20 protein-coding genes are annotated in these 26,144 nt (G+C 72.5%); 13 read left to right on the forward strand and 7 right to left on the reverse strand.

Annotation, left to right across the window (positions count from 1 at the left end; translation table 11 throughout):
- The first annotated feature begins 43 nt into the window (after window positions 1-43).
- From ACIRR9_RS02450 to ACIRR9_RS02465, 4 genes are all read left to right on the forward strand, one after another.
- Window positions 44-3,022, forward strand: coding sequence for a glycoside hydrolase family 2 TIM barrel-domain containing protein (locus ACIRR9_RS02450; protein WP_403746755.1), 2,979 nt, complete (start codon window positions 44-46; stop codon window positions 3,020-3,022).
- A gap of 74 nt (window positions 3,023-3,096) precedes the next feature.
- Complete coding sequence (locus ACIRR9_RS02455; RefSeq protein ID WP_403746757.1) at window positions 3,097-3,804, forward strand: response regulator transcription factor; 708 nt, start codon at window positions 3,097-3,099, stop codon at window positions 3,802-3,804.
- 5 nt (window positions 3,805-3,809) lie between these two features.
- On the forward strand, window positions 3,810-5,366 hold the full coding sequence (locus tag ACIRR9_RS02460; RefSeq protein ID WP_403746760.1) for a sensor histidine kinase: 1,557 nt from the start codon (window positions 3,810-3,812) through the stop codon (window positions 5,364-5,366).
- 43 nt (window positions 5,367-5,409) lie between these two features.
- Entirely contained in the window at window positions 5,410-6,237 is an 828-nt protein-coding gene (locus ACIRR9_RS02465) for an oxidoreductase (RefSeq protein ID WP_403746763.1), read from the forward strand.
- Here ACIRR9_RS02465 and ACIRR9_RS02470 read toward each other — a convergent pair.
- Together ACIRR9_RS02470 and ACIRR9_RS02475 are read right to left on the reverse strand one after the other, a co-directional pair.
- Complete coding sequence (locus ACIRR9_RS02470; RefSeq protein WP_403746766.1) at window positions 6,234-7,406, reverse strand: serpin family protein; 1,173 nt, start codon at window positions 7,404-7,406, stop codon at window positions 6,234-6,236. The genes ACIRR9_RS02465 and ACIRR9_RS02470 overlap by 4 nt on opposite strands.
- Window positions 7,403-8,608, reverse strand: coding sequence for a serpin family protein (locus ACIRR9_RS02475; RefSeq protein WP_403746768.1), 1,206 nt, complete (start codon window positions 8,606-8,608; stop codon window positions 7,403-7,405). The genes ACIRR9_RS02470 and ACIRR9_RS02475 overlap by 4 nt, the downstream gene beginning before the upstream one ends.
- A gap of 100 nt (window positions 8,609-8,708) precedes the next feature.
- Here ACIRR9_RS02475 and ACIRR9_RS02480 point away from each other — a divergent pair, with 100 nt between their 5' ends.
- The 6 genes from ACIRR9_RS02480 to ACIRR9_RS02505 all read left to right on the forward strand — a co-directional run bounded on the left by ACIRR9_RS02480 (window position 8,709) and on the right by ACIRR9_RS02505 (window position 15,288).
- A complete protein-coding gene (locus tag ACIRR9_RS02480) occupies window positions 8,709-9,929 on the forward strand; it encodes a DUF4190 domain-containing protein (protein ID WP_403746771.1) in 1,221 nt (406 codons plus the stop codon).
- A gap of 147 nt (window positions 9,930-10,076) precedes the next feature.
- On the forward strand, window positions 10,077-10,829 hold the full coding sequence (locus ACIRR9_RS02485) for a GntR family transcriptional regulator (RefSeq protein WP_365344523.1): 753 nt from the start codon (window positions 10,077-10,079) through the stop codon (window positions 10,827-10,829).
- A 302-nt stretch (window positions 10,830-11,131) separates the two neighbouring features.
- Complete coding sequence (locus ACIRR9_RS02490) at window positions 11,132-11,335, forward strand: SPOR domain-containing protein (protein ID WP_316775308.1); 204 nt, start codon at window positions 11,132-11,134, stop codon at window positions 11,333-11,335.
- 31 nt (window positions 11,336-11,366) lie between these two features.
- On the forward strand, window positions 11,367-11,774 hold the full coding sequence (locus tag ACIRR9_RS02495) for a (deoxy)nucleoside triphosphate pyrophosphohydrolase (RefSeq protein ID WP_403746774.1): 408 nt from the start codon (window positions 11,367-11,369) through the stop codon (window positions 11,772-11,774).
- A 236-nt stretch (window positions 11,775-12,010) separates the two neighbouring features.
- Window positions 12,011-12,439, forward strand: coding sequence for an ATP-binding protein (locus ACIRR9_RS02500; RefSeq protein ID WP_365344527.1), 429 nt, complete (start codon window positions 12,011-12,013; stop codon window positions 12,437-12,439).
- 260 nt (window positions 12,440-12,699) lie between these two features.
- Window positions 12,700-15,288 (forward strand): SpoIIE family protein phosphatase, encoded by a 2,589-nt coding sequence (locus ACIRR9_RS02505; RefSeq protein WP_403746777.1) that lies wholly within the window; start codon window positions 12,700-12,702, stop codon window positions 15,286-15,288.
- A 177-nt stretch (window positions 15,289-15,465) separates the two neighbouring features.
- Here the strand turns inward: ACIRR9_RS02505 and ACIRR9_RS02510 are convergent, their stop codons facing one another.
- Window positions 15,466-16,884 carry a hypothetical protein gene (locus ACIRR9_RS02510; protein ID WP_403746780.1) on the reverse strand — a complete coding sequence of 473 codons (1,419 nt, stop codon included), beginning with the start codon at window positions 16,882-16,884 and terminating at the stop codon, window positions 15,466-15,468.
- Window positions 16,885-17,335: 451 nt separating this feature from the next.
- Between ACIRR9_RS02510 and ACIRR9_RS02515 the strand changes: the two genes are divergently transcribed.
- Window positions 17,336-18,550 carry a glycoside hydrolase family 18 protein gene (locus tag ACIRR9_RS02515; RefSeq protein ID WP_403747037.1) on the forward strand — a complete coding sequence of 405 codons (1,215 nt, stop codon included), beginning with the start codon at window positions 17,336-17,338 and terminating at the stop codon, window positions 18,548-18,550.
- Window positions 18,547-19,536 carry a phosphotransferase family protein gene (locus ACIRR9_RS02520; protein ID WP_403746782.1) on the forward strand — a complete coding sequence of 330 codons (990 nt, stop codon included), beginning with the start codon at window positions 18,547-18,549 and terminating at the stop codon, window positions 19,534-19,536. The genes ACIRR9_RS02515 and ACIRR9_RS02520 overlap by 4 nt, the downstream gene beginning before the upstream one ends.
- On the opposite strand, the gene ACIRR9_RS02525 is transcribed toward ACIRR9_RS02520, so the two are convergent.
- From ACIRR9_RS02525 to ACIRR9_RS02540, 4 genes are read right to left on the reverse strand one after another with little or no spacing between them, the layout of a single operon-like run.
- On the reverse strand, window positions 19,511-20,287 hold the full coding sequence (locus tag ACIRR9_RS02525; protein ID WP_123974380.1) for a succinate dehydrogenase/fumarate reductase iron-sulfur subunit: 777 nt from the start codon (window positions 20,285-20,287) through the stop codon (window positions 19,511-19,513). The two genes, ACIRR9_RS02520 and ACIRR9_RS02525, sit on opposite strands and share 26 nt — an antisense overlap.
- Window positions 20,284-22,215, reverse strand: coding sequence for a fumarate reductase/succinate dehydrogenase flavoprotein subunit (locus tag ACIRR9_RS02530; protein WP_403746785.1), 1,932 nt, complete (start codon window positions 22,213-22,215; stop codon window positions 20,284-20,286). Before ACIRR9_RS02530 ends, ACIRR9_RS02525 begins: the two co-directional genes overlap by 4 nt.
- 16 nt (window positions 22,216-22,231) lie before the next feature.
- Window positions 22,232-23,053: a hypothetical protein gene (locus ACIRR9_RS02535; RefSeq protein WP_403746787.1), complete on the reverse strand. Its 822-nt coding sequence runs from the start codon at window positions 23,051-23,053 to the stop codon at window positions 22,232-22,234.
- 48 nt (window positions 23,054-23,101) lie between these two features.
- Window positions 23,102-23,392: a hypothetical protein gene (locus ACIRR9_RS02540; protein WP_365344539.1), complete on the reverse strand. Its 291-nt coding sequence runs from the start codon at window positions 23,390-23,392 to the stop codon at window positions 23,102-23,104.
- Between the two features lie 330 nt (window positions 23,393-23,722).
- On the opposite strand from ACIRR9_RS02540, the gene ACIRR9_RS02545 reads away from it, so the two are divergent.
- The gene (locus ACIRR9_RS02545) at window positions 23,723-25,963 is read left to right on the forward strand and encodes an ABC transporter family substrate-binding protein (protein WP_403746789.1); all 2,241 of its coding nucleotides are present in this window, start codon (window positions 23,723-23,725) and stop codon (window positions 25,961-25,963) included.
- The last annotated feature ends 181 nt before the right edge of the window (window positions 25,964-26,144 follow it).

The raw sequence follows: 26,144 nt of genomic DNA on the forward strand, positions 1-26,144 counted from the left end.
CAACGCTGTCAACACCCCACATCACCAAGAAAGTTGAGACGTCTTGCCCTCCGAGCTCTCCGCGTACGTATCGGACACCGCCCCCTGGCACGGCGCCCTGCGCCCGGCCCGCTCGTGGCTGCACTCCGACGCCCCCTCCCGCTCCCTGAACGGGCTCTGGCGCTTCCGGCTGTCGCCCACGGCGTCGGCGGCGCAGGACTTCGCGTCCGGGGACTTCGACGACCACGGCTGGGACAGCATCCCGGTGCCCGCGCACTGGGTGCTGGAGGGCGACGGAGCCTACGGCCGGCCGATCTACACGAACATCCAGTTCCCGTTCCCGATCGACCCGCCGCACGTCCCCGACGAGAACCCCACCGGCGACTACCGCCGCCACTTCGACCTCCCGGACGACTGGTCCGACGCCGAGCGGATCGTGCTGCGGTTCGACGGGGTCGAGTCGCTGTTCAGGGTGTGGGTGAACGGCACCGAGATCGGCAGCGCGAGCGGCAGCCGGCTCGCCCACGAGTTCGACGTCACCTCCGCCGTGCGCCCCGGTGACAACGTGGTCGCCGTACGGGTCCACCAGTGGTCGGCGGCCAGCTACCTGGAGGACCAGGACCAGTGGTGGCTGCCCGGCATCTTCCGGGACGTCACCCTGCTCGCCCGCCCGGCCGGCGGCATCGAGGACGTCTGGCTGCGCACGGGGTACGACGACGGGCGCGGGCGGGTCGAGACGCAGCTCACCGCGGAGGCGGCCGCGTTCCCCGTCACCCTGCGCATCCCCGAACTGGGCGTCGAGCGGGTGTGGGAGACGGCGGCCGACGTGGCGCCCTTCGACGTCCAGGGCGTCGAGCCCTGGTCGGCCGAGCTGCCCCGCCTCTACGACGTCACCGTGTCCTCGGCCGCCGAGAGCATTGCCCTGCGGGCGGGTTTCCGCACCGTCGAGATCCGCGGTGACCGCTTCCTGGTCAACGGCCGCAGGGTCGTCTTCCACGGCATGAACCGGCACGAGGCCCACCCCGAGCGCGGCCGGGTCTTCGACGAGGCGCACGCCCGCGAGGACCTGGCGCGGATGAAGCGGTTCAACGTGAACGCCATCCGCACCAGCCACTACCCGCCGCACCCCCGGCTGCTCGACCTCGCCGACGAACTCGGCTTCTGGGTCGTCCTCGAATGCGACCTGGAGACCCACGGCTTCGACAAGGTCGGCTGGACGGGCAACCCGACCGACGACCCGGCCTGGCGCGCCGCCTGCCTGGACCGCATCGAGCGCACCGTCGAGCGGGACAAGAACCACCCCAGCGTCGTGCTCTGGTCGCTCGGCAACGAGGCCGGCACCGGGTCCAACCTCGCCGCCATGTCGGCCTGGGTGCACGCCCGCGACCCCGAGCGTCCCGTGCACTACGAGGGCGACTACAGCGGCGATTACACCGACGTCTACTCGCGCATGTACTCGACGGTCCCGGAGACCGAGCAGATCGGTATCGACGGTTCCGTCGCCCCGCTGCTGGGCTGCACCCCCGCCCAGGGCGCCCGGCAGCGCACCAAGCCGTTCCTGCTCTGCGAGTACGCCCACGCGATGGGCAACGGCCCCGGCGCTCTCGACCAGTACGAGGAACTGGTGCACCGCTTCCCGCGGCTGCACGGCGGGTTCGTCTGGGAGTGGCGCGACCACGGCATCCTGGCCACCGCCCCGGACGGGACGCCGTACCACGCCTACGGCGGCGACTTCGGCGAGGTCGTGCACGACGGGAACTTCGTGATGGACGGCATGGTGCTCAGCGACGACGTGCCGACGCCCGGCCTCCACGAGTTCAAGGCGGTCGTCCAGCCGGTCCGCTTCGCCTTCGACGGCGGCAAGCTCGCGGTCACCAACCTGCGGCACTCCGCCGACACTTCCGACCTGCGGTTCCGCTGGCGCGTCGAGCACGACGGAAAGCCCGTGGCAGCCGGGGAGCTGGAGGTCCCCGTGGTGGCGGCGGGCGCGTCGGAGCGCGTGGCGCTGCCGCCGGTCGAGGCGGCCCCGGACGCCGAGACCTGGCTGACGGTCGAGGCCGTCCTGGCCGCCGACACCGCCTGGGCTCCCGCCGGGCACGAGATCGCCGGCGCCCAACTGGACTGCTCGGTACGGCGGCCGGTGCCCGCCGTCCGGCCCCGGACCGGCTGGCGGCCCGGCGCGGGAACCCTGGCGCTCGGCATCGCCGAGTTCACCGGCGGCTCCCTCACCCGCCTCGCCGGACGCGCCGTGTCCGGCCCCCGGCTGGAACTGTTCCGGGCGCCCACCGACAACGACGAGGGCACCGCCGACCGGCTGGAGGGCAGCGACGCCAGCACGGCCGACGTGTCCAGCGCCGACCTGTGGCGCCGAGACGGACTCGACCGCCTGACCGCACGGCGTATCGGCGTGGAACACGCCACGGACGCCCTGCGCACCGTCGACCGGGTCTCCGCCGCGGACTCCGCGCTGTCGGTGACGGTGGAGTCCGTCTGGACGGTCGAGGACGGCGAGCTGGAACTGCGCGTGGAGATCGAGCCGGGACGCGGCTGGTCCTCGGTGTGGCCGCGGATCGGGGTGCGCTTCGAACTGCCCGACGGAACGGCACCCGTGGACGGCACGGAGTGGTTCGGCCTCGGTCCGCTGGAGTCCTACCCCGACAGCATCCGCGCGGCCCGCACCGGCCGCTTCTCGGCCGGCGTCCGCGAGCTCTCCGCGAACTACGCCCGCCCCCAGGAGACCGGCCACCGCTCCCAGGTCCGCCGGCTGACCCTGACCAGCGGCGACACCGAGGTCCTGCACATCGACGCCCTCCCCGACACCCGCGGGCGGCGCCCCGGCTTCACCCTCGGCCGCCACACCCCCCAGCAGCTCGACCGCGCCGCCCACCCCTTCGAACTCCCGGAGTCGACCACCAGCCACCTGATCATCGACGCGGCCCAGCACGGCCTCGGCTCCCGCGCCTGCGGACCCGACGTATGGCCGGAGTTCGCCCTGCGCCCCGAGGCCCGCACCCTCAGGCTGCGCATCACACCGGCCACCTGAGCAACAGCACCCGACAGCTCTTTCACAGTCCGCACCCACGCGCCTCACGGCCGGGAGGTGGACGGTCACCGGCCATGAAGTTATCCACCGCAACCCCACGGATACTGGTCGTCGACGACGAGGAAGACCTGACCGACCTGCTGGCGACGGTCCTGCGGGCCGAGGGCTGGCAGACCGACCGGGCACTGGACGGCACCGCGGCGGTACGGGCGGCCCGCGGTTTCCGGCCCGACGCGGTGGTCCTGGACCGCGGGCTGCCCGACCTGGAGGGCCTGGAGGTGCTACGGCGCCTCCGGGCCTACCGGCCGGACCTCCCCGTGCTGTTCCTGACCGCCCGGGAAGGCGTCGAGGACCGGATCGCCGGTCTGCGCGCGGGCGCCGACGACTACGTGCCGAAGCCCTTCGACCTCGACGAGGTGGTGCTCCGGCTGCGCGCCCTGCTGCGCCGCTGCGACGCGGGACGGCCGGGCGGCTCACTGCTCGCCGTCGGCGATCTCACCCTCGACGAGGAGACCCGGCAGGTGCACCGGGCCGGCACCCCGGTCCGGCTCACCGGCCGGGAGTTCGAGCTGCTGCGCTACCTCATGCGGCACACCGGCCGGGTCCTCGGCCGCGAGGAACTCCTCGACAACGTCTGGGCCACCGAGGACGACCGGCACCCGGGAATCGTCGAGAGCTACGTCAGCTACCTGCGCCGCAAGATCGAGCGCGACCGTTCCGTCCTCATCCACACCGTGCGCGGCGTCGGCTACCTGATGAAGCCCGCCGACGCACAGAGGTGAGCGCGATGAGCGCGATGAGCGCGTCGGGAACGGCGACGGCGGTCCGTGCGGCGAGACGCGACCTGCGCAGACCGGGCAGTCTGCGCTCCCGGATGATCCTCTCCAGTCTCCTGCTGCTGGCCGCCCTCTCCGTCGTGATCATCACCATCACCGGACTGGCCATGCGCACCTACCTGATGACCGGCCTGGACCAGCGCCTCGACGCCCTCGCCGAGCACTCGGCGGCCGCCCGCGAGCAGACCGGCGCACCGACCGCCGGACTCCCGTACCTCAGGGCGTTCGGGGTACCGGCGGGCACCATGGGTGTCTCCGTCGCCGGCCGACGCGGCCCGATCCACAACGCCGCGATCGTCGAAGACTCCGGGCAGCTGACCGCCCCGACCGCCGGGCAGCAGCAGATCCTGGCCCTGGTCGAGCCCGACGGCCACCACCACACCCGGGACCTGCCCGGTCTCGGCACCTACCGGGTCAAGGCGGTGCGCGCCGACACCCGGGAGGCCGAACGCACCATCGTCACCGCCCTGCCGGTACGCCCCGTGAACCAGATGCTCGGCCGGCTGCTGGCCATCGAGTCCGCGGCCGCGGCCGCCGCGCTGGCCGTCGCCGCCCTGATCGCGGCCACCGTGATCGGCCGTCAGCTACGGCCCCTGCAGCGCGTCGCCGCCACCGCCACCCGTATCTCCCACGAACCCCTCGGACACGGCGAGGTCCGCTCCCTGGAACGGGTGCCGGAGACCGACGGCACCACCGAGACCGGCCGGCTCGCCGAAGCCGTCAACCGGCTGCTCGGCCATGTCGAGAACGCCCTCGCCGACCGCTACGCCACCGAACTGCGCATGCGCGACTTCCTCGCCGACGCCGGCCACGAACTGCGCACCCCGCTCGCCTCCGTCGCCGGCCACCTCCAACTGGTGCGCCGTGCCCCGAAGACGGCGGCCCCGCAGGCCGAGTACGCGCTGGGCCGCATGGAGTGCGGCATCGGCCGGATGCGCACCCTCGTCGAGGACCTGCTGCTGCTCGCCCGCCTCGACACCGGCCGCCCGCTGGCCCGCGAGGAGGTCGGCCTCGGCCCGCTGCTCGCCGAGGCGGTGGCCGACGCCCGCGCCGCCGGACCCGACCACCGCTGGGAGTTCCTGATGCCCGGCAACCTGGTGCTGGTCGAGGGCGACCAGGACCGCCTCCACCAGATCGTCGCCAACCTCCTCGCCAACGCCCGCACCCACACCCCGCCCGGCACCAAGGTCACCGTGACCGTCCGCACCGACGCCGACGAGGCGGTGATCCGCGTCGCCGACGACGGCCCGGGCATCGCGCCCGACCTGCTGCCCCGGGTCTTCGAACGGTTCGCCCGCGGCGACGCCTCCCGCTCCCGCGCCACCGGCAGCAGCGGCCTCGGCCTCGCCATCGTCGCCGCCGTGTCCGCGGCCCACGGGGGCCGGGCGGACGTCAGCAGCGAGCCGGGCCGCACGGTGTTCACCGTACGGCTGCCGCTCTGCCCGGCGTACGCCGGTGAGGTGAACCCGCCCCGGAAACCCGTTGGACATGAACTCCCCTACGGGTGAGGGTGGTTGGCTGAACGGGCAGCGGAGGAACAGGAGACGGCGGATGACCAGGGTCTGGCTGATCACCGGCGCGAGCAGCGGCTTCGGCCGTGCGCTCGCCGAGGCCGCGCTCGCCGCGGGCGACACCGTCGTCGGTGCCGCCCGCCGCCCCGAGGCGCTGCGGGACCTGGCCGAGGTCCACCCCGGCCGGGTGGACTCCGTCCGCCTGGACGTCACGGACATCGCCGCGATCGAGCCCGCCGTACGGGACGTCGTCGCCCGCCACGGCCGTATCGACGTCCTCGTCAACAACGCGGGCCGCACCCATGTCGGCGCCTTCGAGGAGACCACCGACGCCGAACTGCGCGACCTGTTCGACGTGCATGTCCTCGGCCCGGCCGCGCTGGTGCGCGCGGTCCTGCCCCGGCTGCGCGAGCAGCGCTCGGGCGCGATCGTCCAGATGAGCAGCATGGGCGGGCAGATGTCCTTCGCGGGGTTCTCCGCCTACAGCGGTACGAAGTTCGCCCTGGAGGGCATGTCCGAGGCGCTCGCCGACGAGGTGCGGGAGTTCGGCATCAAGGTGCTGATCGTGGAGCCGGGCGCGTTCCGTACCGCCCTCTTCGAGAGCGGCAGGGCCGGGGCCAGCTCCGACACCGGGGTCTACACCAAGGTCGCCGGGACCCGCGCCGCCGTCGAGGGCGGCCACGGCGGCCAGCCCGGCGACCCGGCCAAGGCGGCCGCCCTGATCCTGGCCGCCCTGGACGCGGCGGAGACCCCGCTGCACCTGCCCCTGGGCGACGACGCGGTGACCGCCGTACTGGCCCAACTGGACGCCGTACGAAAGGACATCGCCGCCTGGGAGAAGCGCACCCGGGCCACCGACTTCGACTAGCCGGCCACGGTCGGGTCCGTCACCCAGCCCGCCGCCAGTGCCAGCCGGGTCTCACGGTGCACGGCGAGGAAGCCGAAGGGGCGGTCGAAGGCGGCCCGGACGACGGTGGACTCGTGCGTGTACTGCGGCGGTCCGCCGCCCGGCGCCGCCATGACGGCCGTCACCGCGGCGGCCCGGAAGCCCAGCGGGCCGAACTCCGCGACCGCGGACTGCCCGGCCGCGCCGACGGCCAGCGGCGCGGCGCTGATCCCGGGGAAGTGCCCCTCGCGGGCGTTCGTGGCCGTCGACAGCCCGAACACGCCGTGGAGCTGCAGCAGATCGTGGTCGGCCCGGACCACGAAGCCGGGGGTCGTCACATCGAGCCGCACCGGATCCGGGGTGACGGACGGCTGCCGCTCCACCACCACACCCGGCCCCGCCGGCCCGTAGGGGAGCTGTCCGCCGGTCGTCACCGGCAGGGCGCGCTCCAGGGCGCCGATGCCCGTGTGCAGCACCTGACCGGGTGCCATCCCCTCCGCGCCGAGCAGCAGGTGCACGTCGATGCCGTTGCCGCCCAGGACCTTCAGCGTGGTGACCTGCCCGTCCGGGCCGTCGGTCACACCGATCCGGTCCGGCCGCACACTGCTGCGGTGCAGGCCGGCCAGCGTACGGCCCTGCCAGGGCCCGGAGCCGGGCCGCAGCACCGTCTCCCGGAACGGATGCTGCCACTCCGTGCGCAGTGCCAGCGCGGTCGCCAGGACCATCCGCGCACCCTCGCCCAGCCGGACCGGCAGCCGCTCGACCAGCCCCCCGGTGCGCTTCGCCGCCCATGCGTCCAGCACCTCCTGGGAGGCCGCCGGATCGTCGCCGAGCACCCCGTGAGCGTCGGCGGGCAGCCCCGCCGCCCACTGCTCGCGCACCTCAAGGGCACGGTCGGTCCACAGCCCCAGGGCCGACTCGACGCCGGACATCGAGTCGAGCCCGATGAATAACTCCCGTGCACCGGCGGCGGCCTGGTCCGCCTGCATCCCCACGGCACGGGCCAGCTCGTCCCGGGCGGGGCCGGTGGCGCCGTCGGCGAGGAAGGCCAGGAGGGTCCAGACACCGGCGGCCGAGAAGACCGTGCCCTGTCTGGTCTGCCGCGCCCAGCGGGCGGTGAGCGCGTTGACGGCGCGGACGGTGTCGTTCATTGGTCGTCCTCCCAGGAGTACGTGGGGAAGGGCAGGGGATCCGTGACCCAGCCCGCCGCGAGGACGAGCCGGGAGTGCCGGTGCAGGGCCAGGAAGCCGAAGGGGCGGTCGAACGCGGCCCTGATCTCGGTGGTGACATGCCGCCGCGGCGGCGGGGGACCTGCCACGGCCATCCCGAACGCCGTCACCGCCGCCGCCTCGAAACCCAGCGCGCCGAACTTCGCCATCGTGGCCTGCTCGGCCGAGCCGACGGCGAGCGGGAAGTCACTGACGCCGGGGAAGTGCCCCTCGGACGCGTCCCGCGCCGTCGTGAGCCCGAACAGCCGGTGCAGTGCCAGCAGATCGTGGCTCGCCGTCATGTCGTACGCCACCGTCGTCACGTCGAGCCGCGGCGGTTGCGGGCGCGCGCACCGCACCTTCTCCACACTCACGCCCGGTCCGGGTTCCCCGTAGGGGAGCCGGCCGCCCGGCACCACCCGGTGCGCGCCGTCCAGGACGCCGATGCCCGCACCCAGCACCTGGCCCGGCGTCATCCGCTCCTCGCCGAGCAGCAGATGGACGTCCAGGGCGTTGCCGCCCAGCACCCTCAGCTCGGTGACGAAGCCGTCCGGGGTGTCCGCCACCCCGATCCGGTCCAGCAGCGCGCTGGAGCGGCGCAGACCGAGCCGTTCGGTGGTCGCCCAGGGCTCGTACGCCGTGTCCAGCGGCCACTCGTCGAAGGGCGCCAGCCAGCGCGTGCGCATCGCCAGCGCGCTCGCCAGAACCAGCTCGGTGCCCTTGTCGACCTGGACCGGCATACGGTCGATCAGCCCGCCCGTGCGCCGCACGGCCCAGGCGTCCAGCGCCGCGCGGTCCGCCGCCGCGTCCCCGGTCAGCACCCCGTGCGTGTCGGCGGGCAGCCCGGCCGCCCAGGCCTCCCGCAGCTCCAGGGTCCGCCTGGTCCACACCCCGAGGGCGGTGTCCAGGCCGGACATCCCCGCCACCCCGGCGAGCAACTCCCGTGCCGCGCCCGCCGCTTCCTCCGCCGGCAGGCCGAGGGCCGCCGCCAGCTCGTCCCGCGCCGGACCGTCCGCCCCGTCCGCCAGGAAGGCCAGCAGCGGCCACACCCCGGCCGCCGAGAACACCGTGCCGCCCTCCGATGCGGCCGCCCAGCGCGCGGTCAGCCCGTTCACCGCGCGCACGACCGTCGTCCCGACCCTCATTCCGCCCCCGATCACGGCGCGCTTACGATGCGCGCAGTCGTACGCACGTCCAGCCGTCCGTTTCCACGCGGCCGAACGCCCCCTCAGGAGCACGGTACCGGTGTCCATACCTCCGCCCCCCGGCCCCCACCAGCCACAAGGGCCGTATCAGCCGCCTCAGTCGGGCCTGCCGCAGTACCCGCAGTACCCACAGGCGGCGTACGGGCAGCAGCCGCCGCCGTACCCGTCGCCGTACCAGCCCTGGGGGCAGGGTTACAGCCCCTACGCCGTCCCGGCGCCCGTCAACGGCCTCGCCATCGCCTCCCTCGTGCTGGGGCTGCTGTGCTGTCTGCCGGGGGTGGGGCTGGTGCTCGGACTGGTCGCGCTGGGCCAGATACGCAGGCGCGGCGAGCGCGGCAGGGCGATGGCGGTCATCGGGTCGGTGTTGTCCTCGGCCGGGCTGGCCCTGTTGGTGCTGGTGCTGGCCACCGGCGGCGCGACCGACTTCTGGCAGGGCGTCAAGGAGGGCGTCGACGACAGCTCCAGCCTCTCGCTGTCCACCGGCGACTGCTTCAACACCCCGGACGGCGCGCTCACCGGCGACCTGGTCTCCGACGTCACCGTCGTGGACTGCGAAAGGACGCACGACGGCGAGGTCTTCGCCACCTTCGACCTCAAGGGCTCGGCCTACCCGGGCGACAGCAGCGTCGGCGACTCGGCCGACCAGCGCTGCTACGCCCTGGAGGACGGCTACGCGATGGACGGCTGGGCGATCCCCCACGACGTCGACGTGTACCACTTCACGCCCAGCGAGGACAGTTGGCAGTTCGGGGACCGGGAGGTCGCCTGCGTCTTCGGCAGCACGACCGAGGGCAGGAAGCTGTCCGGTTCGCTGCGCAACGACGAGAGCACACTCGACGCCGACCAGATCGCCTACCTCGACGCCGCGCACGTCCTCAACTCGGCCCTCGACACCGTCCCCGAGTCGGAGTACGTCGAGGACGACCTGCCCGGCTACCGGGCGTGGGCGGGCCGGGTGGCCACGGCCCTCGGCAAGCAGGCCGGGACGCTGCGCGCGCACGACTGGGCTCCGGACGCGAAGCGGCCGGTGAACGACCTGGCCGCGGACCTGGACAAGGCCCGCGCGGAGTGGGCGAAGGCCGCGAAGGCCACGGACGCGGACACGTACTACGCGCACTACGACAAGGCCTCGGCGTTGCTCGACCCGAAGCGGACGGTCACCGCCCGCAAGGCTTTGGGCCTCGCCACGACTCCGCCCTCGGACGACGGCGGAGGCGCAGGCTCCGGCAGTGGAGGAAGTGGCTCCGGCGTGGAGGTGTGATCGGGGCTATAACGGGGAGAAAGTGCCTGCGTAAAGCATCCCCGGGCCAGATGTCATCACATCGAGTGATTCTCTGGCCTTTGCTTGCGGGGCACAACCCACGGTTGCCAGGCTGTAGCTGTCTGTACAACCTGATGGGAGCGGCCAGTGACTTTCGGTGAGCAGCCGGCGTATCTGCGTGTCGCGGGTGATCTCCGCAAGAAGATCGTCGACGGTTCGCTGCCCCCTCACACCCGGCTCCCCTCCCAGGCTCGCATCCGCGAGGAGTACGGCGTCTCCGACACGGTCGCCCTGGAGGCCCGCAAGGTGCTGATGGCCGAAGGGCTGGTCGAGGGCCGCTCCGGCTCCGGGACCTATGTCCGCGAGCGGCCCGTGCCGCGCCGGGTGGCCCGCTCCGGGTTCCGCCCGGCGGGCGGCGCCACCCCGTTCCGGCAGGAGCAGTCCGACGCGGCGGCGCGCGGCACCTGGGAGTCCAGCAGCGAGCAGGCCGAGGCCGGTGCCGTGATCGCCGACCGGCTCGGCATCCAGATCGGCGACCGCGTGATGCGCACCCGGTACCTGTTCCGGGACGGGGGCGAGCCGATGATGCTCTCCACCTCCTGGGAGCCCCTCGCCGTCACCGGCCGCACCCCCGTGATGCTGCCCGAGGAGGGCCCGCTGGGCGGCATGGGCGTCGTCGAGCGGATGCGCGCCATCGACGTCGTCGTGGACAACGTCACCGAGGAGGTCGGCGCCCGCCCCGGCCTCGCCGAGGAACTGCTCACCCTGGGCGGGGTCCCCGGCCATGTGGTCCTGGTGATCCAGCGGACGTACTACGCCTCCGGCCGCCCGGTGGAGACCGCGGACGTCGTCATCCCGGCGGACCGCTACCGCGCCTCGTACCACCTGCCCGTGAAGTAGCGCACACCCTTGCGATAGTTGACACCTTCACCAGTCCGGTCCGGCTCCGTCGGCGGCCGCTGCAATCCGGCCGTTTTCCCAGGTGATCCGGCCTGTCCCCGGCATGCCCGCGACCCGAAGCGGGAGGCGCCCGAACGGCGCATTCGTCATCGTGCGCCCCCACCGTTCTGGCTGGTTGCGTACCTCTTTGTGAAAAGCCGTATTCGCTGCGTAAAGGTTAGGCGTACGCTCGGGCATATGCGGAGTGCGGTTTCCTTAGCGGGGCGGGGATGGGCGGGAGCCGGGAGAAACGGAGGGGCGCGATGACGGAAGGCACGGTCTCTCTCCCCTGGCTCGTCATACGGCAGGACGACAACGGCAATCGCTACCGCGTCGGCCGGTACGCGACCCGGGCCGAGGCGCAGAAGATCGCCGACAGTCTCGACGACCGCGGACACAAGCAGCTCTACTGGGTCGAGCGCATCGGCCACAGCAACGGCAACGGGGACGGCGGCATCCGTAACTGAGCCGTCCGGCCCCTCCCGTAGGCTCCGGGCCATGAGCGAACGGATCGTGGTGGTCGGAGCCGCCCTGCTCGATGCCGGCCGCCTGCTCGCGGCCCGCCGCAGCGCGCCCCCGGATCTGGCCGGCCGCTGGGAGCTGCCCGGCGGCAAGGTCGAGCGGGGCGAGACGCCGGAGCACGCCCTGGTGCGCGAACTGCGCGAGGAGTTGGGCGTGGAGACCGAGACCGTGGCGCGTGTGCCGGGGGAGTGGCCCCTGAAGGCGCCGTACGTCCTCCAGGTGTGGACGGCGACCCTGTGTCCCGGCTCCGTGGCCCCCGAGCCCCTCCAGGACCACGACGAACTCCGCTGGCTGACACCGGAAGAACTCTGGGACGTCCACTGGCTGGACCAGGACGTGCCGGCGGTACGCGAGGTCGCCGCGCGGTTGACGGGGAGGGGGTAGGGGCGAAGCCCCACCCCCTCCACGGGCGCGGGGAACTGCGCGATCAGCCCCAACGAACCCGCAGCCGCCCGTCACCCGCACCAACCGAGCTCATAGGCGCACGGCCCCCGGCGTAAGCCCCCGGCGCAACCCTCCGGCGTAAGCCATTCGCACCACAGCGCGCCCTCCCACGCGGTACTGCCCCGCGGATATCGGGTATGTGCCCATTAACCCAATGAAACCGGGCATGGGCGGGCATGCCGCACGCTGCACGGGAAGTGATCGGTGTGATCGACACCGAAGGTGACACCGTCGAGTGGACCTTTCCCGCGGAACCGGGTGCCGTGCGCACCGCCCGTACCGCGGTCCGAGACCAATTGCGCGGCTGGGGCCTGGACACCCTCGCCGACATCACCGCCCTGCTGGTCAGCGAGTTGGTCACCAACTCGCTGCGGCACGCCACCGGCCCCATCGGCGTCCGCCTCGTCCGCCCCGCCGGCCTCGGCGACACCCTGCGCGTCGAGGTCTCCGACCCGCTCCCCGACCCGCCGCGGGAACGCGCCGCCAGCCCCGACGACGAGAGCGGCCGCGGCCTCCAGTTGGTCGCCGGCTCCTCACGCAGCTGGGGCACCCGGCCCGGCAGCACCGGCAAGACGGTCTGGTTCGAGCTGGCCGTACCCGGCTGAACGGGGTGAACGGGGGTGTACACGCACCGTTATGCCGTCCACTCGCGAGAGTGGCCTGCGAACGGGTGCCGGAGTGTGTGATTCGAGGGCGTGTTCCCTGGTTAGAAGACTGGAAGTGTTGTCACGGTCCGGTCCGGAAATCGTCGGGACCGTGCTGTGATCGTGAACACCGTGTCAGGCGGCACCGTAGTGCTGGATACTGCGGGCAGCCGCATCCGGTGACCGGTGCCGGGCGCGGTGAGCTGGAGGGGACGGTTCGCGTGAGCGAGATACCAGCTAAGGCCACGGAGTCCGAGGACTCGTCGGACGGCGTGAGGGCGGGGACCGCGGAGACAGCCGCGGCCCCTGGCGACGCCATGTGGCAGAGCAGCCCGCCCGGCTCGATCTACGACTACATCAAGGTCGCCTCGTTCTCCATCGGCGCCGGCGGCCTGGTCGACCAGTGGAGCCTGCGGGCCGAACAGGTCTTCGGCATCCCCGCGGAGCGCGCCGTCGGCATGGACCCCATCGAGGCGTTCGTCGACCCCGACCTGCGCGAGCACGGCCAGCGGAAGATGGCCGAGATCCTCGACGGGCGGGAGTGGACCGGTGTGGTCCCGTTCCGGATGCCCGACGGCCCCGACGGCCGGCGCGGCGAGGAAGGCCTCGCGGAGGTCTACGTCATGCCCACCCGCACGGCAGAGGGCGAACACGCCGCCGTCTGCATAGTGGTCGACGTCCGCACCCTGCGCAGCATCGAGACCGACCTCGCGGCCTCGCAGTCGATATTCGGTCAATCTCCCTTCGGCTTCCTGCTGATCGACCCCGACCTGCGGATCCGCCGCGCCAACCTGCGGTTCTCCTCCATCTTCGGCGGCACCCCCGACGACCACCGCGGCAAGGGCGTCCACGACTACCTCCCGCGCTCGGAGGCCGAGCGGGTCGCGGCCACCCTGCGCCGGGTCCTGGACACCGGCAACTCCATCACCGACATGCACGTCACCGGGTTCGTACCGGGCTCCGAGGAACGCCGGCACTGGTCCATCAACCTCTACCGCGTGCACAGCGGCACCGGCCGCCCGATCGGCATCGCCTGGCTCGGCCTGGACATCACCGCCCGCCGCGCCGCCGCCCGCGAGGCCGCCGCAGCACGGCGGAATCTCGCCCTCCTCAACGAGGCCGGCGCCCGGATAGGCAACTCCCTCGACCTGGAGACCACCGCCCGCGAACTCCTCGACGTGGTCGTGCCCGGCTTCTGCGACCTCGCCACGGTCGACCTCTACCAGGGCCTGCTGGCCGGCGACGAGACCCCGCCCGGACTCGCCGACGGCAGCGCCGAGCTGCGTCGCGTCGCCTTCGCCAGCGCGGTCTCCGACGCGCCCTTCGTGGGCGGCGGCGCCCCCGTCGCGGTCGGCGCGGTCCACCACTACCCCTTCAACTCGCCCTGCGCGGACGCCCTGCGCACGGCCCGCCCGCAGCAGGTGCCCGCCGAGGAGGGCGGCCTCGTCCAGTCCACCCTCGCGGTCCCGATGGTCGCCCACGACACGGTCGTCGGCCTCGCCCAGTTCGCCCGCACCAAGGGCAGCGAGCCGTTCGGCGACCGCGACCGGGAACTCGCCGTCGAACTGGCGGCCCGCGCGGCCGTCTGTATCGACAACGCGCGCCTGTACCGCCGCGAGCACGAACGCGCGTTGATACTGCAACGGTCCCTGCTCCCGCCCGGCGACCCCGAAGCCTCGGGCCTGGACATCGCGTGCCGTTACCTTCCCGGCAACGCGGCGACCGAGGTCGGCGGCGACTGGTTCGACGTCATCGAACTCCCCGGCCACCGCACGGCACTGGTCGTCGGCGACGTGATGGGCCGCGGTCTGCGCGCGGCCGTCGCCATGGGCGAACTCCGCACGGCGGTCCGCACCCTGGCCCTGCTGGACCTGGAACCCGCCGAAGTCCTCTCCGCGTTGGACGAGATCGCCCGCGGCCTCGGCACCCCCGGCGGAGTCCAGCAGGCCACCCGCACGGCCCGCCAGCCCCGTGACGCGGACCTCTCCGAGGTCTACCTCGCGACCTGCGTCTACGCGGTCTACGACTCCGTCACCAGACGCTGTACGTTCGCCAACGCCGGCCACCTGCCCCCCGTGCTGGTGGAACCCGGCGAGGCCGCGCTCATGCTCGACGTCCCGCCCGGCATGCCGCTCGGCGTCGGCGGCGAGCCCTTCGAGGAGGTGGAGGTGGACCTCCCCGAGGGCTCCCTCCTCGCCCTCTACACGGACGGCCTGGTCGAGTCCCGCGACCACCCCCTCGACGAGGGCCTGCAAGCGTTCGTGGGGGCCCTCACCGACCCCTCCCAGCCCCTGGAGGACGTCTGCGACCACGTCCTCAACACCCTCGACACGCACCACGGCGAGGACGACATCGCGTTGCTGATGGCACGTGTCCAGGGGCTGCCGGCCGAGTCGGTCGGCGACTGGACGCTGCCGCGCGAGCCGCGCAGTGTGGGCCGCGCCCGTGAGTACGCGCGCGGCCAGCTCCTCACCTGGGACCTGGAGCCCCTGGTCGACACGGCGGAACTGCTCGTCAGCGAGCTGGTCACCAACGCGCTGCGGTACGGCGAGGGCGAGATAAGGCTCCGCCTCCTCCTCGACCGCACCCTGGTCTGCGAGGTCTGGGATTCCGGCCTGGTCCAGCCGAGGCGCCGCCGCGCCCGCGACACGGACGAGGGCGGCCGTGGCCTCCAGCTGGTCGGCCTGCTGAGCGCGGCGTGGGGCTCACGCCGGACGCCCCGCGGGAAGACGGTGTGGTTCGAACTCCCGCTGCCGGACGGGGAGACGGGCCTGACGGACCCTGCGGAGGCTCTGCTGAGCCTGTTCTGAGGACGGGTCCCGGCGATCGACGGTTCGGTGCGGCGCGGTGGGGGCTGACCGCGCAGTTCCCCGCGCCCCTTCAGGGGCGCGGGGCTGTGTCCGGTATGCGGCTGCCGCCGCGTGGGCGCGACCGGCCCCCACGCACCCGCAGCCGCCCGACAACCCGCCGCGCCACCCCGTATCGCGCTACCCCAACCGCCGCCTCGTATCCGGCCCTCCGAACGCCACCACCGGCCCCCCGTCGGCCTCCTCGCCCAGCAGCACACCCCCGAGCACCGCCCCCGCCAGCCCGCTCTCATGGGCCCCCGCACCGGCGAACGGGTTCCCGTGCGCCCGTACATCCCGCTCCGCCAACTCCCGCGCCCTGCGCGCCAACCTGTCGGCGTCGGCGAGCGCAGCGCCCCGCGCCTGAGCCAGCAGCGCCCGCGCCTGGACCCCCACCGCCCCCCGATGCGTGCCGATGAAGTCGTCGGCGGCCCCCAGCGCACTGCGCGCCACCAGCTCCGCCGCCGCCGCGATCACCCCGGCCCGCCCGCTCCCCGTCCCCTCCACCGCCCGCGCGATCCGACGCAGGGCGTCCAGCGGGTCGTACGGCCCGCCCGTCAACTCCTCCCGGACCGCGGCCAGTACGGCGTCGGCATGCGCCACCCGCGGCGGGAAGGCGGTCGTCCGCAGGCCCGCCAGCTCCGCCTCCGCGCCCGTGAGAGCGGCCGGCACCGTCCCCGCAGCCGTCCGCAGCTCCCCGGCCAGCCGCTCCACGCCCCCCAGCAGCACCCCGGCCTGCGCCACCGCGCCCTCCGCGGCGCGCAACCCCCGCCGGAATCCGTCACCGTCACCCGTATCGGCGTCCTGGCGGGCCTGGTTGAGCCGTGCGGTCGCGAACACCAGCCGGTCCTTGGCCTGTTCGACGTATCCCAGCACCCCCGCGGTGGCCGTCGTCCCGTACCGCTCACCCGCCTGCGTCAGCGTGCGCGCCACCCCGCCGGTCCGGGCGGCCAGTTCCCGGAAACGTCCCTCGGCCACCGCCAGCGCGTCCCCCGCGCCCCACTCGGCGTCGAACCCCTCCGCCTCCGCGTCCAGCAGCCGCCCCGCCTCCGAGCCCCGCCCGACCACGCCCACCAGCGCCTGCCGCCGGGCGGCGGCGTCGTCCGGTATCCCCTCCTCGTAGCGCCGCCATATCGCGAACGCGGCCGACAGTTCGGTGTCGGCCGTCCGCACGCCCCGCAGGACGGACTCGGCCACGTCGACGAAACCGAGCGCCTCGCGGCCGGTGCGAACACAGTCGTCGGCGAGGACCAGGGAGGTCCGGGCCTGCCGCTCGAAGTCGGTGGGTGACGGCGCGGGCGGGGCGGGTGACACGATCCCCGGCGTGGTGCGCGAGCGGGACCGCCGTATCCGTCGTACGTATCCGTAGCCGCCCAGCGCGCCGGCCGCCGCCACGGCGACGAGCGGCAGCACGTAATCGGTGGCCGGCACCGCGTCGGCCTCGGCCGTGACGACCGTCCGTCCCCCGGCCGCGGGAACCGGATCTTGAGCGGCGCTCGTCATCACCGGCAACACCAGCCAGACCACCCCGGCCACCCCGCCCAGCACCGCATGCCCCACCCGCACACCTATGTGCCCGGTCGCATGCCTCGGCCGACCCCGGAACAAGGATGACGTCACATTTCGGAGCGTATGGGCAGCCCGTCGGCTTCGCGACCGGGGCGGGGACAGCCGGGGGACGACGAGAGCAGGGTGACAGCGGATGGACCGGAGCACGGACCCACAGAAGGACCCCACCCCCACCGACAACCCGAACCCCACCCACGAACCACCCACACCCCCCGACGAACCGGCATCCGCCCCCACATCCCCCGCGCCCGCGGACGCTGCGGGGCCCCCTCTGGTGCCCGCTGCCCCTGCCGGCAGCCGGAAGCCCGCGCCCGCCGCCGGACCGGACTCCGTCCCCGCGTCCGCGGACGCTTCGGAACCCCCGCCGCTGCCCCCTGCCCCCGCACCTGCCGACGGACCGGACTCCGCCCCCGCGTCCGCGGACGCTTCGGAACCCCCGCCGCTGCCCCCTGCCCCTGCACCTGCCGACGGACCGGACTCCGCCCCCGCGTCCGCGGACGCTTCGGAACCCCCGCCGCCGCCCCCTGCCCCCGCACCTGCCGACGGACCGGCGTCCACTGACGCGTCACCCGCGGCCGCCGGCGAATCGGAACCCCCGCCGGGGCCACCCGCACCCGACGACGAAAGTCGCACGGGCGGTGCGGGTGGGAAAACGAGGAACTGGACCCGGCGGACGAGACGGCTCGCCCTCGCCGCCGTCCTGCTCCTCCTGCTTCCCCTCCTCATCGCCGAGACCGCCCTCCGCATCAACTACACCGGCGACCCGGGAGCCGGCACCCACACCCGCAACAAGGACGCCATCTGGCTCGGTCACGCCTGGGTCGACGGTCGTAAGACCGACGCCGACGTCACCGCCCTCGCCGCCCGGCTCGCGGACACCGGCATACGCGACCTCTACGTCCATGCCGGACCACTGGAACACAACGGCACGCTGCCCAAATCGGCCTATCCCAAGGCCCGTTGGCTGATAACAGCCGTGCATCGAAAACTTCCCGGCGTCCGGGTCCAGGCCTGGCTCGGCGACGAGCTCGCGCCCGAGAAGCCGGACGCCATGCATCTGGAGCGGAGCGAGACCCGCGCCGCCGTGGTCGCGTCCGCCCGGCAGGTCGTCGGAGAAGGGTTCGACGGGGTTCACTTCGACCTGGAGCCCCTGCACTCCGGCGACCGGAACTACCTCGCCCTCCTCGACGCCCTGCGCCCCGCAACCCCGCTGCTCTCCGTCGCCGCGCACCAGATCGACCCGCTCCCGGCCTTTCACTCCTTCTGGGGTACCGTCACCGGTCATCCCAAGTGGTGGTCGCAGGAGTATTTCGGGCAAGTCGCCCGCCGGGTGGACCAGATCGCGGTGATGTCGTACGACACGATGCAGCCGCTGCAGAGCCTGTACGGCGGGTACGTCGCGCAGCAGACCGGCCTTGCGATCGAGGTCACCCCGCCCGGCACCGACCTCCTCATGGGTCTGCCCTTCTACCACGAGAACCGTTTCGGTCACTGGGCGCACGCCGAGACCGTGCCGGCGGCCGTGCGGGGAGTTCGGCTGGGACTGTCACGGACGGACGCGGATCGCGCTAACTTCGGCGTCGCGCTGTACGTCGATTTCGCCGCCACCGAGGATGACTGGACCTCTTATCGGAAGGACTGGGTCCGTACGTCATGACAACCGCTCGTGCCCACCTCACCCGTGACGACCTCGCCCCGCTCGCCCGCGAGGCCCTCGGCCGTGCCCCCGCCACCGTCACCCGGTTGCGCGGCGGCTCCAAGAAAGGTGTCTACCGGCTCGCCCTCGACAACGGAAGGACCGCGATCGCGTACGTCTGGTCCCCGGAGGAGGACTACTGGGGTCCCGTCGACGCCGACATCCGTGACCCCTTCTCGCACGCCTCCGGTCTCGGACTCTTCCTGTCCGCCCACGATCTGCTGACCGAACTCGGCGTGCGTACCCCCCGCCTGCTCTTCGCCGACGAGGAGGCCGAGCATCTGTCCGCGTACGCGGCGGTCGTGGAGGACGTCCGCGGCGGCAGCCTGGAGATGATGCTGCGCAGCGACCCGGGCGCGGCGCGGGTGCCGCTGGCGCGCCTCGCGGGGTCGCTCGGCGTGCTCCGCGAGTGCATGTCCGCCGGATACGGCAAGGCCGCCCTCGTGGCGGAGGGCGGCAAGCCGCGGGGCAACTCCTGCGAGCAGGTCGTCGCCGACCGCGCGGTGCACGACATCGCGGAGGTCGCCGAGCGCGACCCCCGGGTGCGCCAGGCCCGCGGCGCGCTGACGGAGCGGGTGCACGAGCTCTTCGACGCGGTCGAGCCGCGCGAGCACGCCTCACTCGTGCACGGCGAACTCGGCCCGGACCACGTCCTGGTGACCGCCGAGGGCGATCCCGCGCTCATCGACATCGAAGGCCTGATGTACTTCGACGCCGAATGGGAGCACGTCTTCCTCCAGCTCCGCTTCGGCCCCGCCTACGACCTGCTGCACACCGCCGACCTCGACGAGGACCGCATGGAGCTGTACCGGCTCGCGATGCATCTGAACCTCGTCGCCGGGCCGCTGCGGCTGCTCGACGGCGACTTCCCGGAGCGCGAACCGATGCAGGAGATCGCCGAGTCCAACCTCCGGCGGGCGCTCAGCCTCCTGCCGGGCGCCTCCTGATCTTCGAGCCGAGCCACACCAGCGGGTCGTACTTGCGGTCCACGGCCCGCTCCTTCAGGGGGATCAGCGCGTTGTCGGTGATGTGGATGCCCTCGGGGCACACCTCCGTGCAGCACTTGGTGATGTTGCAGTAGCCGAGGCCGTGTTCGTCCTGGGCCGTGCGCTTGCGGTCCAGGCCGGACGCCTCCGCCGCGTCCAGCGGGTGCATGTCCAGCTCCGCGACCCGCATGAGGAAACGCGGGCCGGCGAACGCCGTCTTGTTCTCCTCGTGGTCGCGGACCACATGGCAGGTGTCCTGGCACAGGAAGCACTCGATGCACTTGCGGAACTCCTGCGACCGGTCCACGTCCTCCTGGAACATCCGGTACTCGCCGGGGCCCAGTTCGGCCGGCGGCACGAACGCCGGGACCTCCCTGGCCTTCTGGTAGTTGAAGCCGACGTCCGTGACCAGGTCCCGGATCACCGGGAAGGCGCGCAGCGGGGTGACCGTGATGGTCTCGTCCCGTTCGAAGACGGACATGCGGGTCATGCACATCAGGCGTGGGCGGCCGTTGATCTCCGCCGAGCACGAACCGCACTTGCCCGCCTTGCAGTTCCAGCGGACCGCCAGGTCGGAGGCCTGGGTGGCCTGGAGGCGGTGGATGATGTCCAGGACCACCTCGCCGTCGTTGACCTCGACCTTGTAGTCCTCCAGGCCGCCGCCCTCGACGTCGCCCCGCCACACCCTGAAGTGGGCCGTGTAGCCGCTCATTCGTACAGCTCCTCTTCGGCGAGGTACTTGACCAGCTCCTCCTTCTCGAAGAGGGCGAGCAGGTCGGCTCGGATGGGGGCGGTGGTCTCGCGGGTGAGGTCGATCTGGCCGCGCTCCGGGTCGGTGGCCGCCAACCCGCCGGTGGGGTCCGCCAGTCGGCAGAGCAGGTTGACGGGGCGCCACCTGCGGTCCATCGTCGGATGGTCCTCGCGGGTGTGGCCGCCGCGCGACTCCGTGCGCTCCAGCGCCGCCCGGGCCACGCACTCGCTGACCAGCAGCATGTTCCGCAGGTCCAGGGCCAGGTGCCAGCCCGGGTTGAACTGGCGGTGCCCCTCCACACCGGCCCGGCGGGCCCGGACCCGCAGCCCGGCGAGCCGCTCCAGGGCCTGCTCCATCTCGCCCTCCCGGCGGATGATGCCGACCAGGTCGTTCATCGACTGCTGGAGCTCCTGGTGCAGGGTGTACGGGTTCTCCGGCGGGCCGGAGTCGGGTTCCCCGCTCTCCGCCGAGAACGGCCGCAGGGCCTCCGCCGCCGCCGTGTCGATCTGGTCGTCGGCCACCTCCGGGCGGGCGTCGAGGCCGTCCGCGTACTCGGCCGCGTGCCAGCCCGCCCGGCGCCCGAACACCAGCAGGTCGGAGAGGGAGTTGCCGCCGAGCCGGTTGGAGCCGTGCATCCCGCCGGCCACCTCACCGGCCGCGAACAGCCCCGGCACCCCGCGCGCGGCCGCGGTGTCGGAATCCACGGCGACCCCGCCCATCACGTAGTGGCAGGTCGGCCCGACCTCCATCGCCTCCGCCGTGATGTCGACGTCCGCCAGCTCCTTGAACTGGTGGTACATGGACGGCAGCCGGCGCCGGATCACCTCGGCCGGCATCCGCGTCGACACGTCCAGGAACACCCCGCCGTGCGGGGAGCCGCGGCCCGCCTTCACCTCGGAGTTGATGGCCCGGGCCACCTCGTCGCGGGGGAGCAGCTCAGGGGGGCGCCGGTTGTGGTCCGGGTCCTCGTACCAGCGGTCGCCCTCCTCCTCGGACTCGGCGTACTTCTCCTTGAAGACGTCCGGGATGTAGTCGAACATGAACCGCTTGCCCTCGGAGTTCCTGAGCACCCCGCCGTCGCCGCGCACCGACTCCGTGACGAGGATGCCCTTCACCGACGGCGGCCAGACCATGCCCGTCGGGTGGAACTGCACGAACTCCATGTTGAGCAGGGGCGCCCCGGCCAGCAGGGCCAGCGCGTGCCCGTCACCCGTGTACTCCCACGAGTTCGACGTCACCTTGAAGGACTTGCCGATGCCACCGGTCGCGATCACCACGGCCGGTGCTTCCAGGACGAAGAAGCGGCCGGTCTCGCGCTCGTACGCGAAGACGCCGCTCACGCGCGAGCCGTCCTTGAGGATCCGGGTGACCGTGCACTCCTGGAAGACCTTCAGCCGGGACTCGTAGTCACCGGTCTCCTTCATGTCCTCCTGCTGGAGCGAGACGATCTTCTGCTGGAGGGTGCGGATCAGTTCGAGCCCGGTGCGGTCGCCGACATGGGCGAGGCGCGGGTACTCGTGGCCGCCGAAGTTGCGCTGGGAGATCTTCCCGTCCTTCGTGCGGTCGAAGAGGGCGCCCCAGGTCTCCAGCTCCCAGACCCGGTCCGGGGCCTCCTTGGCGTGCAGCTCGGCCATCCGCCACTGGTTGAGGAACTTGCCGCCGCGCATGGTGTCGCGGAAGTGGACCTGCCAGTTGTCGTGCTCGTTGACGTTGGCCATGGCCGCCGCGATGCCGCCCTCGGCCATCACCGTGTGCGCCTTGCCGAACAGCGACTTGCAGATCACCGCCGTACGGGCGCCCCGCTCGCGCGCCTCGATCGCGGCCCGCAGCCCCGCGCCGCCGGCTCCGACGATCACGACGTCCCACTGCTGCCGTTCCACCGCTCCCATCAGAAGGCCCCACTCATTAGAAGAATCGCGGATCGTCGAAGACACCGGACGCGAGGAGATAGACGTAGAAGTCGGCGAGCGCCACGCTCACCAGCGACGCCCAGGCGAGCTGCATGTGCCGGGCGTTGAGCTTGCCGACGAACTGCCACGCCTTGTAGCGCACAGGGTGTTTGGAGAAGTGCTTGAGCTTGCCGCCGACGATGTGCCGGCAGGAGTGGCAGGACAGGGTGTACGCCCAGATCAGCACGATGTTGACCAGGAAGACCAGGGTGCCCAGACCCATGTGGCCCCAGCGCTCGTGCGGGTCGCGGAAGGACAGGACCGTGTCGTAGGTCAGCACACAGGCGACCAGGAGGGCGAAGTAGAAGAAGTACCGGTGGACGTTCTGCAGGATCAGCGGGAAGCGGGTCTCACCGGTGTACTTCGCGTGCGGCTCGGCCACGGCGCAGGCCGGCGGGGACGCCCAGAAGCTGCGGTAGTACGCCTTGCGGTAGTAGTAGCAGGTCAGGCGGAAGCCCAGCGGGAAGATCAGGATGATGATCGCCGGGGAGATCGCCCACCAGCTGCCGAAGAGGTCGGCGTTCGGGCCGGACGGCATGGTCTTGCAGTTCTCCGCCAGACACGGCGAGTAGAACGGCGAGACGTACGGCGCCGCGTAGTAGTGCGCGTTCGAGAAGGCCCGCCACGTCGAGTAGACGACGAACGCGAACAGACCGGCCGCGGTGACGGCAGGCGCCAGCCACCAGCGGTCGGTCCGCAGGTGCGGGGCGGAGATCGCGGCGCGTGTACGGGTGCGTACACCGCCGCTGTTCTGATGTGGTTCCGTACCAGTGGCCAACGGATGACTCCGGTCGGGGTCGGGGGTGGGGGCCTGCGGTCAGCGCTCCTACGGTGCGTGCCGGTCGCGGGCGCCGAGACCCTCGTCGTCCGTGTCCGTCCACAGGTTGATGTCGTACGGATCGTCGGAGATGGTGACGAGTTCGGGGCGTTTGCCCGGGGCGCCGGTGTTGGCCGCCTCCCGCAGCAGGGCCACGCTCTCGCGCAGGTGAGCCGCGTCGGCCCGGACGCGGCGCATCTCCAGTCCGCCGCTCCCGAGCTGCTGCTCCAGGCGGCCGACGGACCGGTTCAGGTCCTCAAGGCAGCGCTGGACTGACGTCAGGTCGTCGTGCACGGACATGACGTGACCTCACTTCCGGACCCCGTGGTCCAAGGCGGCAACGTTCATGCGCCTGCGAGTGTTGCGCGTCACACCTGCCGATGTGAAGCCATGTGCAGCGATTGGCGGATTGCGCGCCTCCGTCGCACGCCCGCACGCGCTCTGTTCGCGCCGGGATTGCGCCGCACGGGTGGGGTTTGGCAGCCCCCGCCGCCGTGTCGTCCCCGGCCGACGGACCCCGTCCATTTCAGTGGGGTCCGTACTTCTGACGTACATCTGATCAACTCAAAAATACCCCCAAACGTGAACAGACCGCACCCGTGTCAAGGGGCCTCCCGGAGGTAAGCAGAGATGTCTCACCAGGGCGTCAGCCGTAGCGCCCCTTCAGGGGTGCGGGGAACTGCGCGAGCAACCACGACGGAGCCGCGGACGAACGACGGCCCACCGCGGCGCCACCAGCGGAGCGCCCTCGCCTTCCTCGCCGCCGGCGCGCTCGCCGTGCCCCTCCTCGCCGGCTGCAGCTCCGACGACGAGGGCAGCAAGCCGCTCGCCGCACAGGACATCGCGGCGGTCCCCCGGGACTCCGTCGCCGAGGGCGGCACGCTGAAGATGGCCGTGGACGCCGTACCGGAGACCTTCAACACCTTCCAGGCCGACGCCGACGCCGGCACCACCCGGGTCGCCCAGGCCGTCCTGCCGTCGATGTTCACCATGGACGCCACCGGGAAGCCGGTCCGCAACCCCGACTACCTGGAATCCGCGAAGGTCATCGAGACCGAGCCGCGCCAGGTCGTCCTCTACAAGCTCGACCAGCGGGCCGTCTGGAGCGACGGCCGGGAGATCGGCGCCGCCGACTTCGCCGCCCAGTGGCGCGCCCTGTCCGGCAAGGACGCCGCCTACTGGACCGCCCGCAACGCCGGCTACGACCGCATCGCCAAGATCGAGCGCGGCGCCAACGACCTGGAGGTCCGGGTCACCTTCGACCGGCCGTACACCGACTGGAAGTCGCTGTTCTCCCCGCTGTACTCGAAGGACGTCATGGGCACCCCGGACGCCTTCAACGACGGCGCCCGCCGCAAGCTCATGGTCACCGCGGGGCCCTTCCGGGTCGACAGGATCGACACCGCCAAGAAGGACGTGGTCCTCACCCGTAACCCGCGCTGGTGGGGCCGCCCGGCCAAGCTCGACGAGATCGACCTGCACGCCGTGGACCGCGGGCAGCGGGCCGCCGCGCTCGCCGCCGGCACGGTCGACGTCGCCGACATCGACGCCTCCGAGGCCGAGCAGATCATCGTCGCCGGCCGCGAGAAGGGCACCGGCATGCCCTTGCAGGGCGCCGGGAAGACCTCCGCCAAGAAGCTGCGGTCCTGGGCGCTGGCCCTCGGCATGGACGCGGAGAGGCTGCCCGACGGGCGGAAGAAGCTGGGCAGGGCCATCGCCAAGTGGCTGGAGCAGCAGCACGAGCTGCGCGACTTCGACGTCCGCAAGTCGCTGGAGCCCGCCTACACCCAGCTGGCCCTGAACGGCTCCGAGGGCCCCCTCGCCGACGACCGGGTACGGCGGGCCGTCGCCCGGGCGATCGACCGCCAGGCCCTCGCCAAGCTGGTGCTCACCCCGCTGGGGCTGCCCGCCGTGCCGGTCGGCAGCCACCTCGCCCTCTCCGGGCAGGCCGCCTACGCCGACAGCAGCGGGGCGATCGGCGGCCTCGACACCCATGAGGCGCAGGCGCTGCTCGCCGACGCGGGGTGGGTGGCCGGCGGCCCGATCAAGGCCGAGGACAAGACCGCCGGCGCGGAGCACGGGAAGGGCGACAAGGCGAAGCAGGGCGACAAGGCGGGCAAGGGCGACAAGAGCGAGGAGTCCCAGGGCGGGCAGGACGGGCAGTACATCGTCGGAGAGGACGACAAGGGGCCCGATGGCAAGGACACCCGCGACCACCAGAAGGACCACGCCCACGGGGCGCCGGGGGCGTACGCGCCGAAGGGCACGGCCGCGCCCAAGGGCGCGGGGGCCGCGGCCGCACCGCTGGCCAAGGACGGGAAGGCGCTGACCCTGCGGTTCGTGCTGCCGTCCGGGGCGGGGTCGGAGACGCTCCAGAACGTCGCCGGACGGATCACCCAGATGCTGGCGGCGGTCGGCATCCAGACCGAGATCACCAAAGTCTCCGACGAGAGCTACTTCAAGGACCACATCGCGTCCGGGGAGTACGACCTCGCGCTGTACTCGTGGCCGTCGTCGGCGTTCCCGGCGACCGACGCGCGGCCGATCTACGCGAAGCCCGTGGTGGGCGCCGACGGGTCGCTGAACGTCGAGCAGAACTACACGAGGGTCGGCACCGACCAGGTGGACCAGCTCTTCGACCAGGCGCTGGGGGCGCTGGACGAGGGCGAGGCGGACGGGCTGCTGCAGAAGGCGGACTCGCGGATCTGGGCCTCGGCCGGGTCGCTGCCGCTGTACCAGAGGCCCCAGGTCGTGGGGGTGCGGAAGGGGCTGGTGAACGTCGGGGCGTTCGGGTTCCAGACGCCGGTTTATCAGGACATGGGCTTTTTGAAGAAGGGTGCGAAGGTCTCGGCGAGCCCGGCCAAGGGGTAGGGGGCTCGGATGTGGGTCTCGGGTGCGGGTGGACTGCGGCTGGCCGCGCAGTTCCCCGCACCCCTTGGGTTTCTTGCCCGAATGTCCGTTGATAAGTGCTCTGAGCTGCATATATGTAGCCCCGCGAGCCAGCAGTCGATTGGCCCCGTACCATGGGGTGAGGCCGTGGCGTGTTCAGCCC

It is taken from the genome of Streptomyces sp. NPDC101234, assembly GCF_044767525.1.
GTDB lineage: Bacteria > Actinomycetota > Actinomycetes > Streptomycetales > Streptomycetaceae > Streptomyces > Streptomyces sasae.

Coding starts and splice junctions, on each gene's coding strand:
- ACIRR9_RS02455 (WP_403746757.1), top strand. CDS start 3,097: ATGAAGTTATCCACCGCAACCCCACGGATACTGGTCGTCGACGACGAG.
- ACIRR9_RS02460 (WP_403746760.1), top strand. CDS start 3,810: ATGAGCGCGATGAGCGCGTCGGGAACGGCGACGGCGGTCCGTGCGGCG.
- ACIRR9_RS02465 (WP_403746763.1), top strand. CDS start 5,410: ATGACCAGGGTCTGGCTGATCACCGGCGCGAGCAGCGGCTTCGGCCGT.
- ACIRR9_RS02470 (WP_403746766.1), bottom strand. CDS start 7,406: ATGAACGACACCGTCCGCGCCGTCAACGCGCTCACCGCCCGCTGGGCG.
- ACIRR9_RS02475 (WP_403746768.1), bottom strand. CDS start 8,608: ATGAGGGTCGGGACGACGGTCGTGCGCGCGGTGAACGGGCTGACCGCG.
- ACIRR9_RS02490 (WP_316775308.1), top strand. CDS start 11,132: ATGACGGAAGGCACGGTCTCTCTCCCCTGGCTCGTCATACGGCAGGAC.
- ACIRR9_RS02495 (WP_403746774.1), top strand. CDS start 11,367: ATGAGCGAACGGATCGTGGTGGTCGGAGCCGCCCTGCTCGATGCCGGC.
- ACIRR9_RS02500 (WP_365344527.1), top strand. CDS start 12,011: ATGCCGCACGCTGCACGGGAAGTGATCGGTGTGATCGACACCGAAGGT.
- ACIRR9_RS02520 (WP_403746782.1), top strand. CDS start 18,547: ATGACAACCGCTCGTGCCCACCTCACCCGTGACGACCTCGCCCCGCTC.
- ACIRR9_RS02525 (WP_123974380.1), bottom strand. CDS start 20,287: ATGAGCGGCTACACGGCCCACTTCAGGGTGTGGCGGGGCGACGTCGAG.
- ACIRR9_RS02530 (WP_403746785.1), bottom strand. CDS start 22,215: ATGGGAGCGGTGGAACGGCAGCAGTGGGACGTCGTGATCGTCGGAGCC.
- ACIRR9_RS02540 (WP_365344539.1), bottom strand. CDS start 23,392: ATGTCCGTGCACGACGACCTGACGTCAGTCCAGCGCTGCCTTGAGGAC.
- ACIRR9_RS02545 (WP_403746789.1), top strand. CDS start 23,723: ATGTCTCACCAGGGCGTCAGCCGTAGCGCCCCTTCAGGGGTGCGGGGA.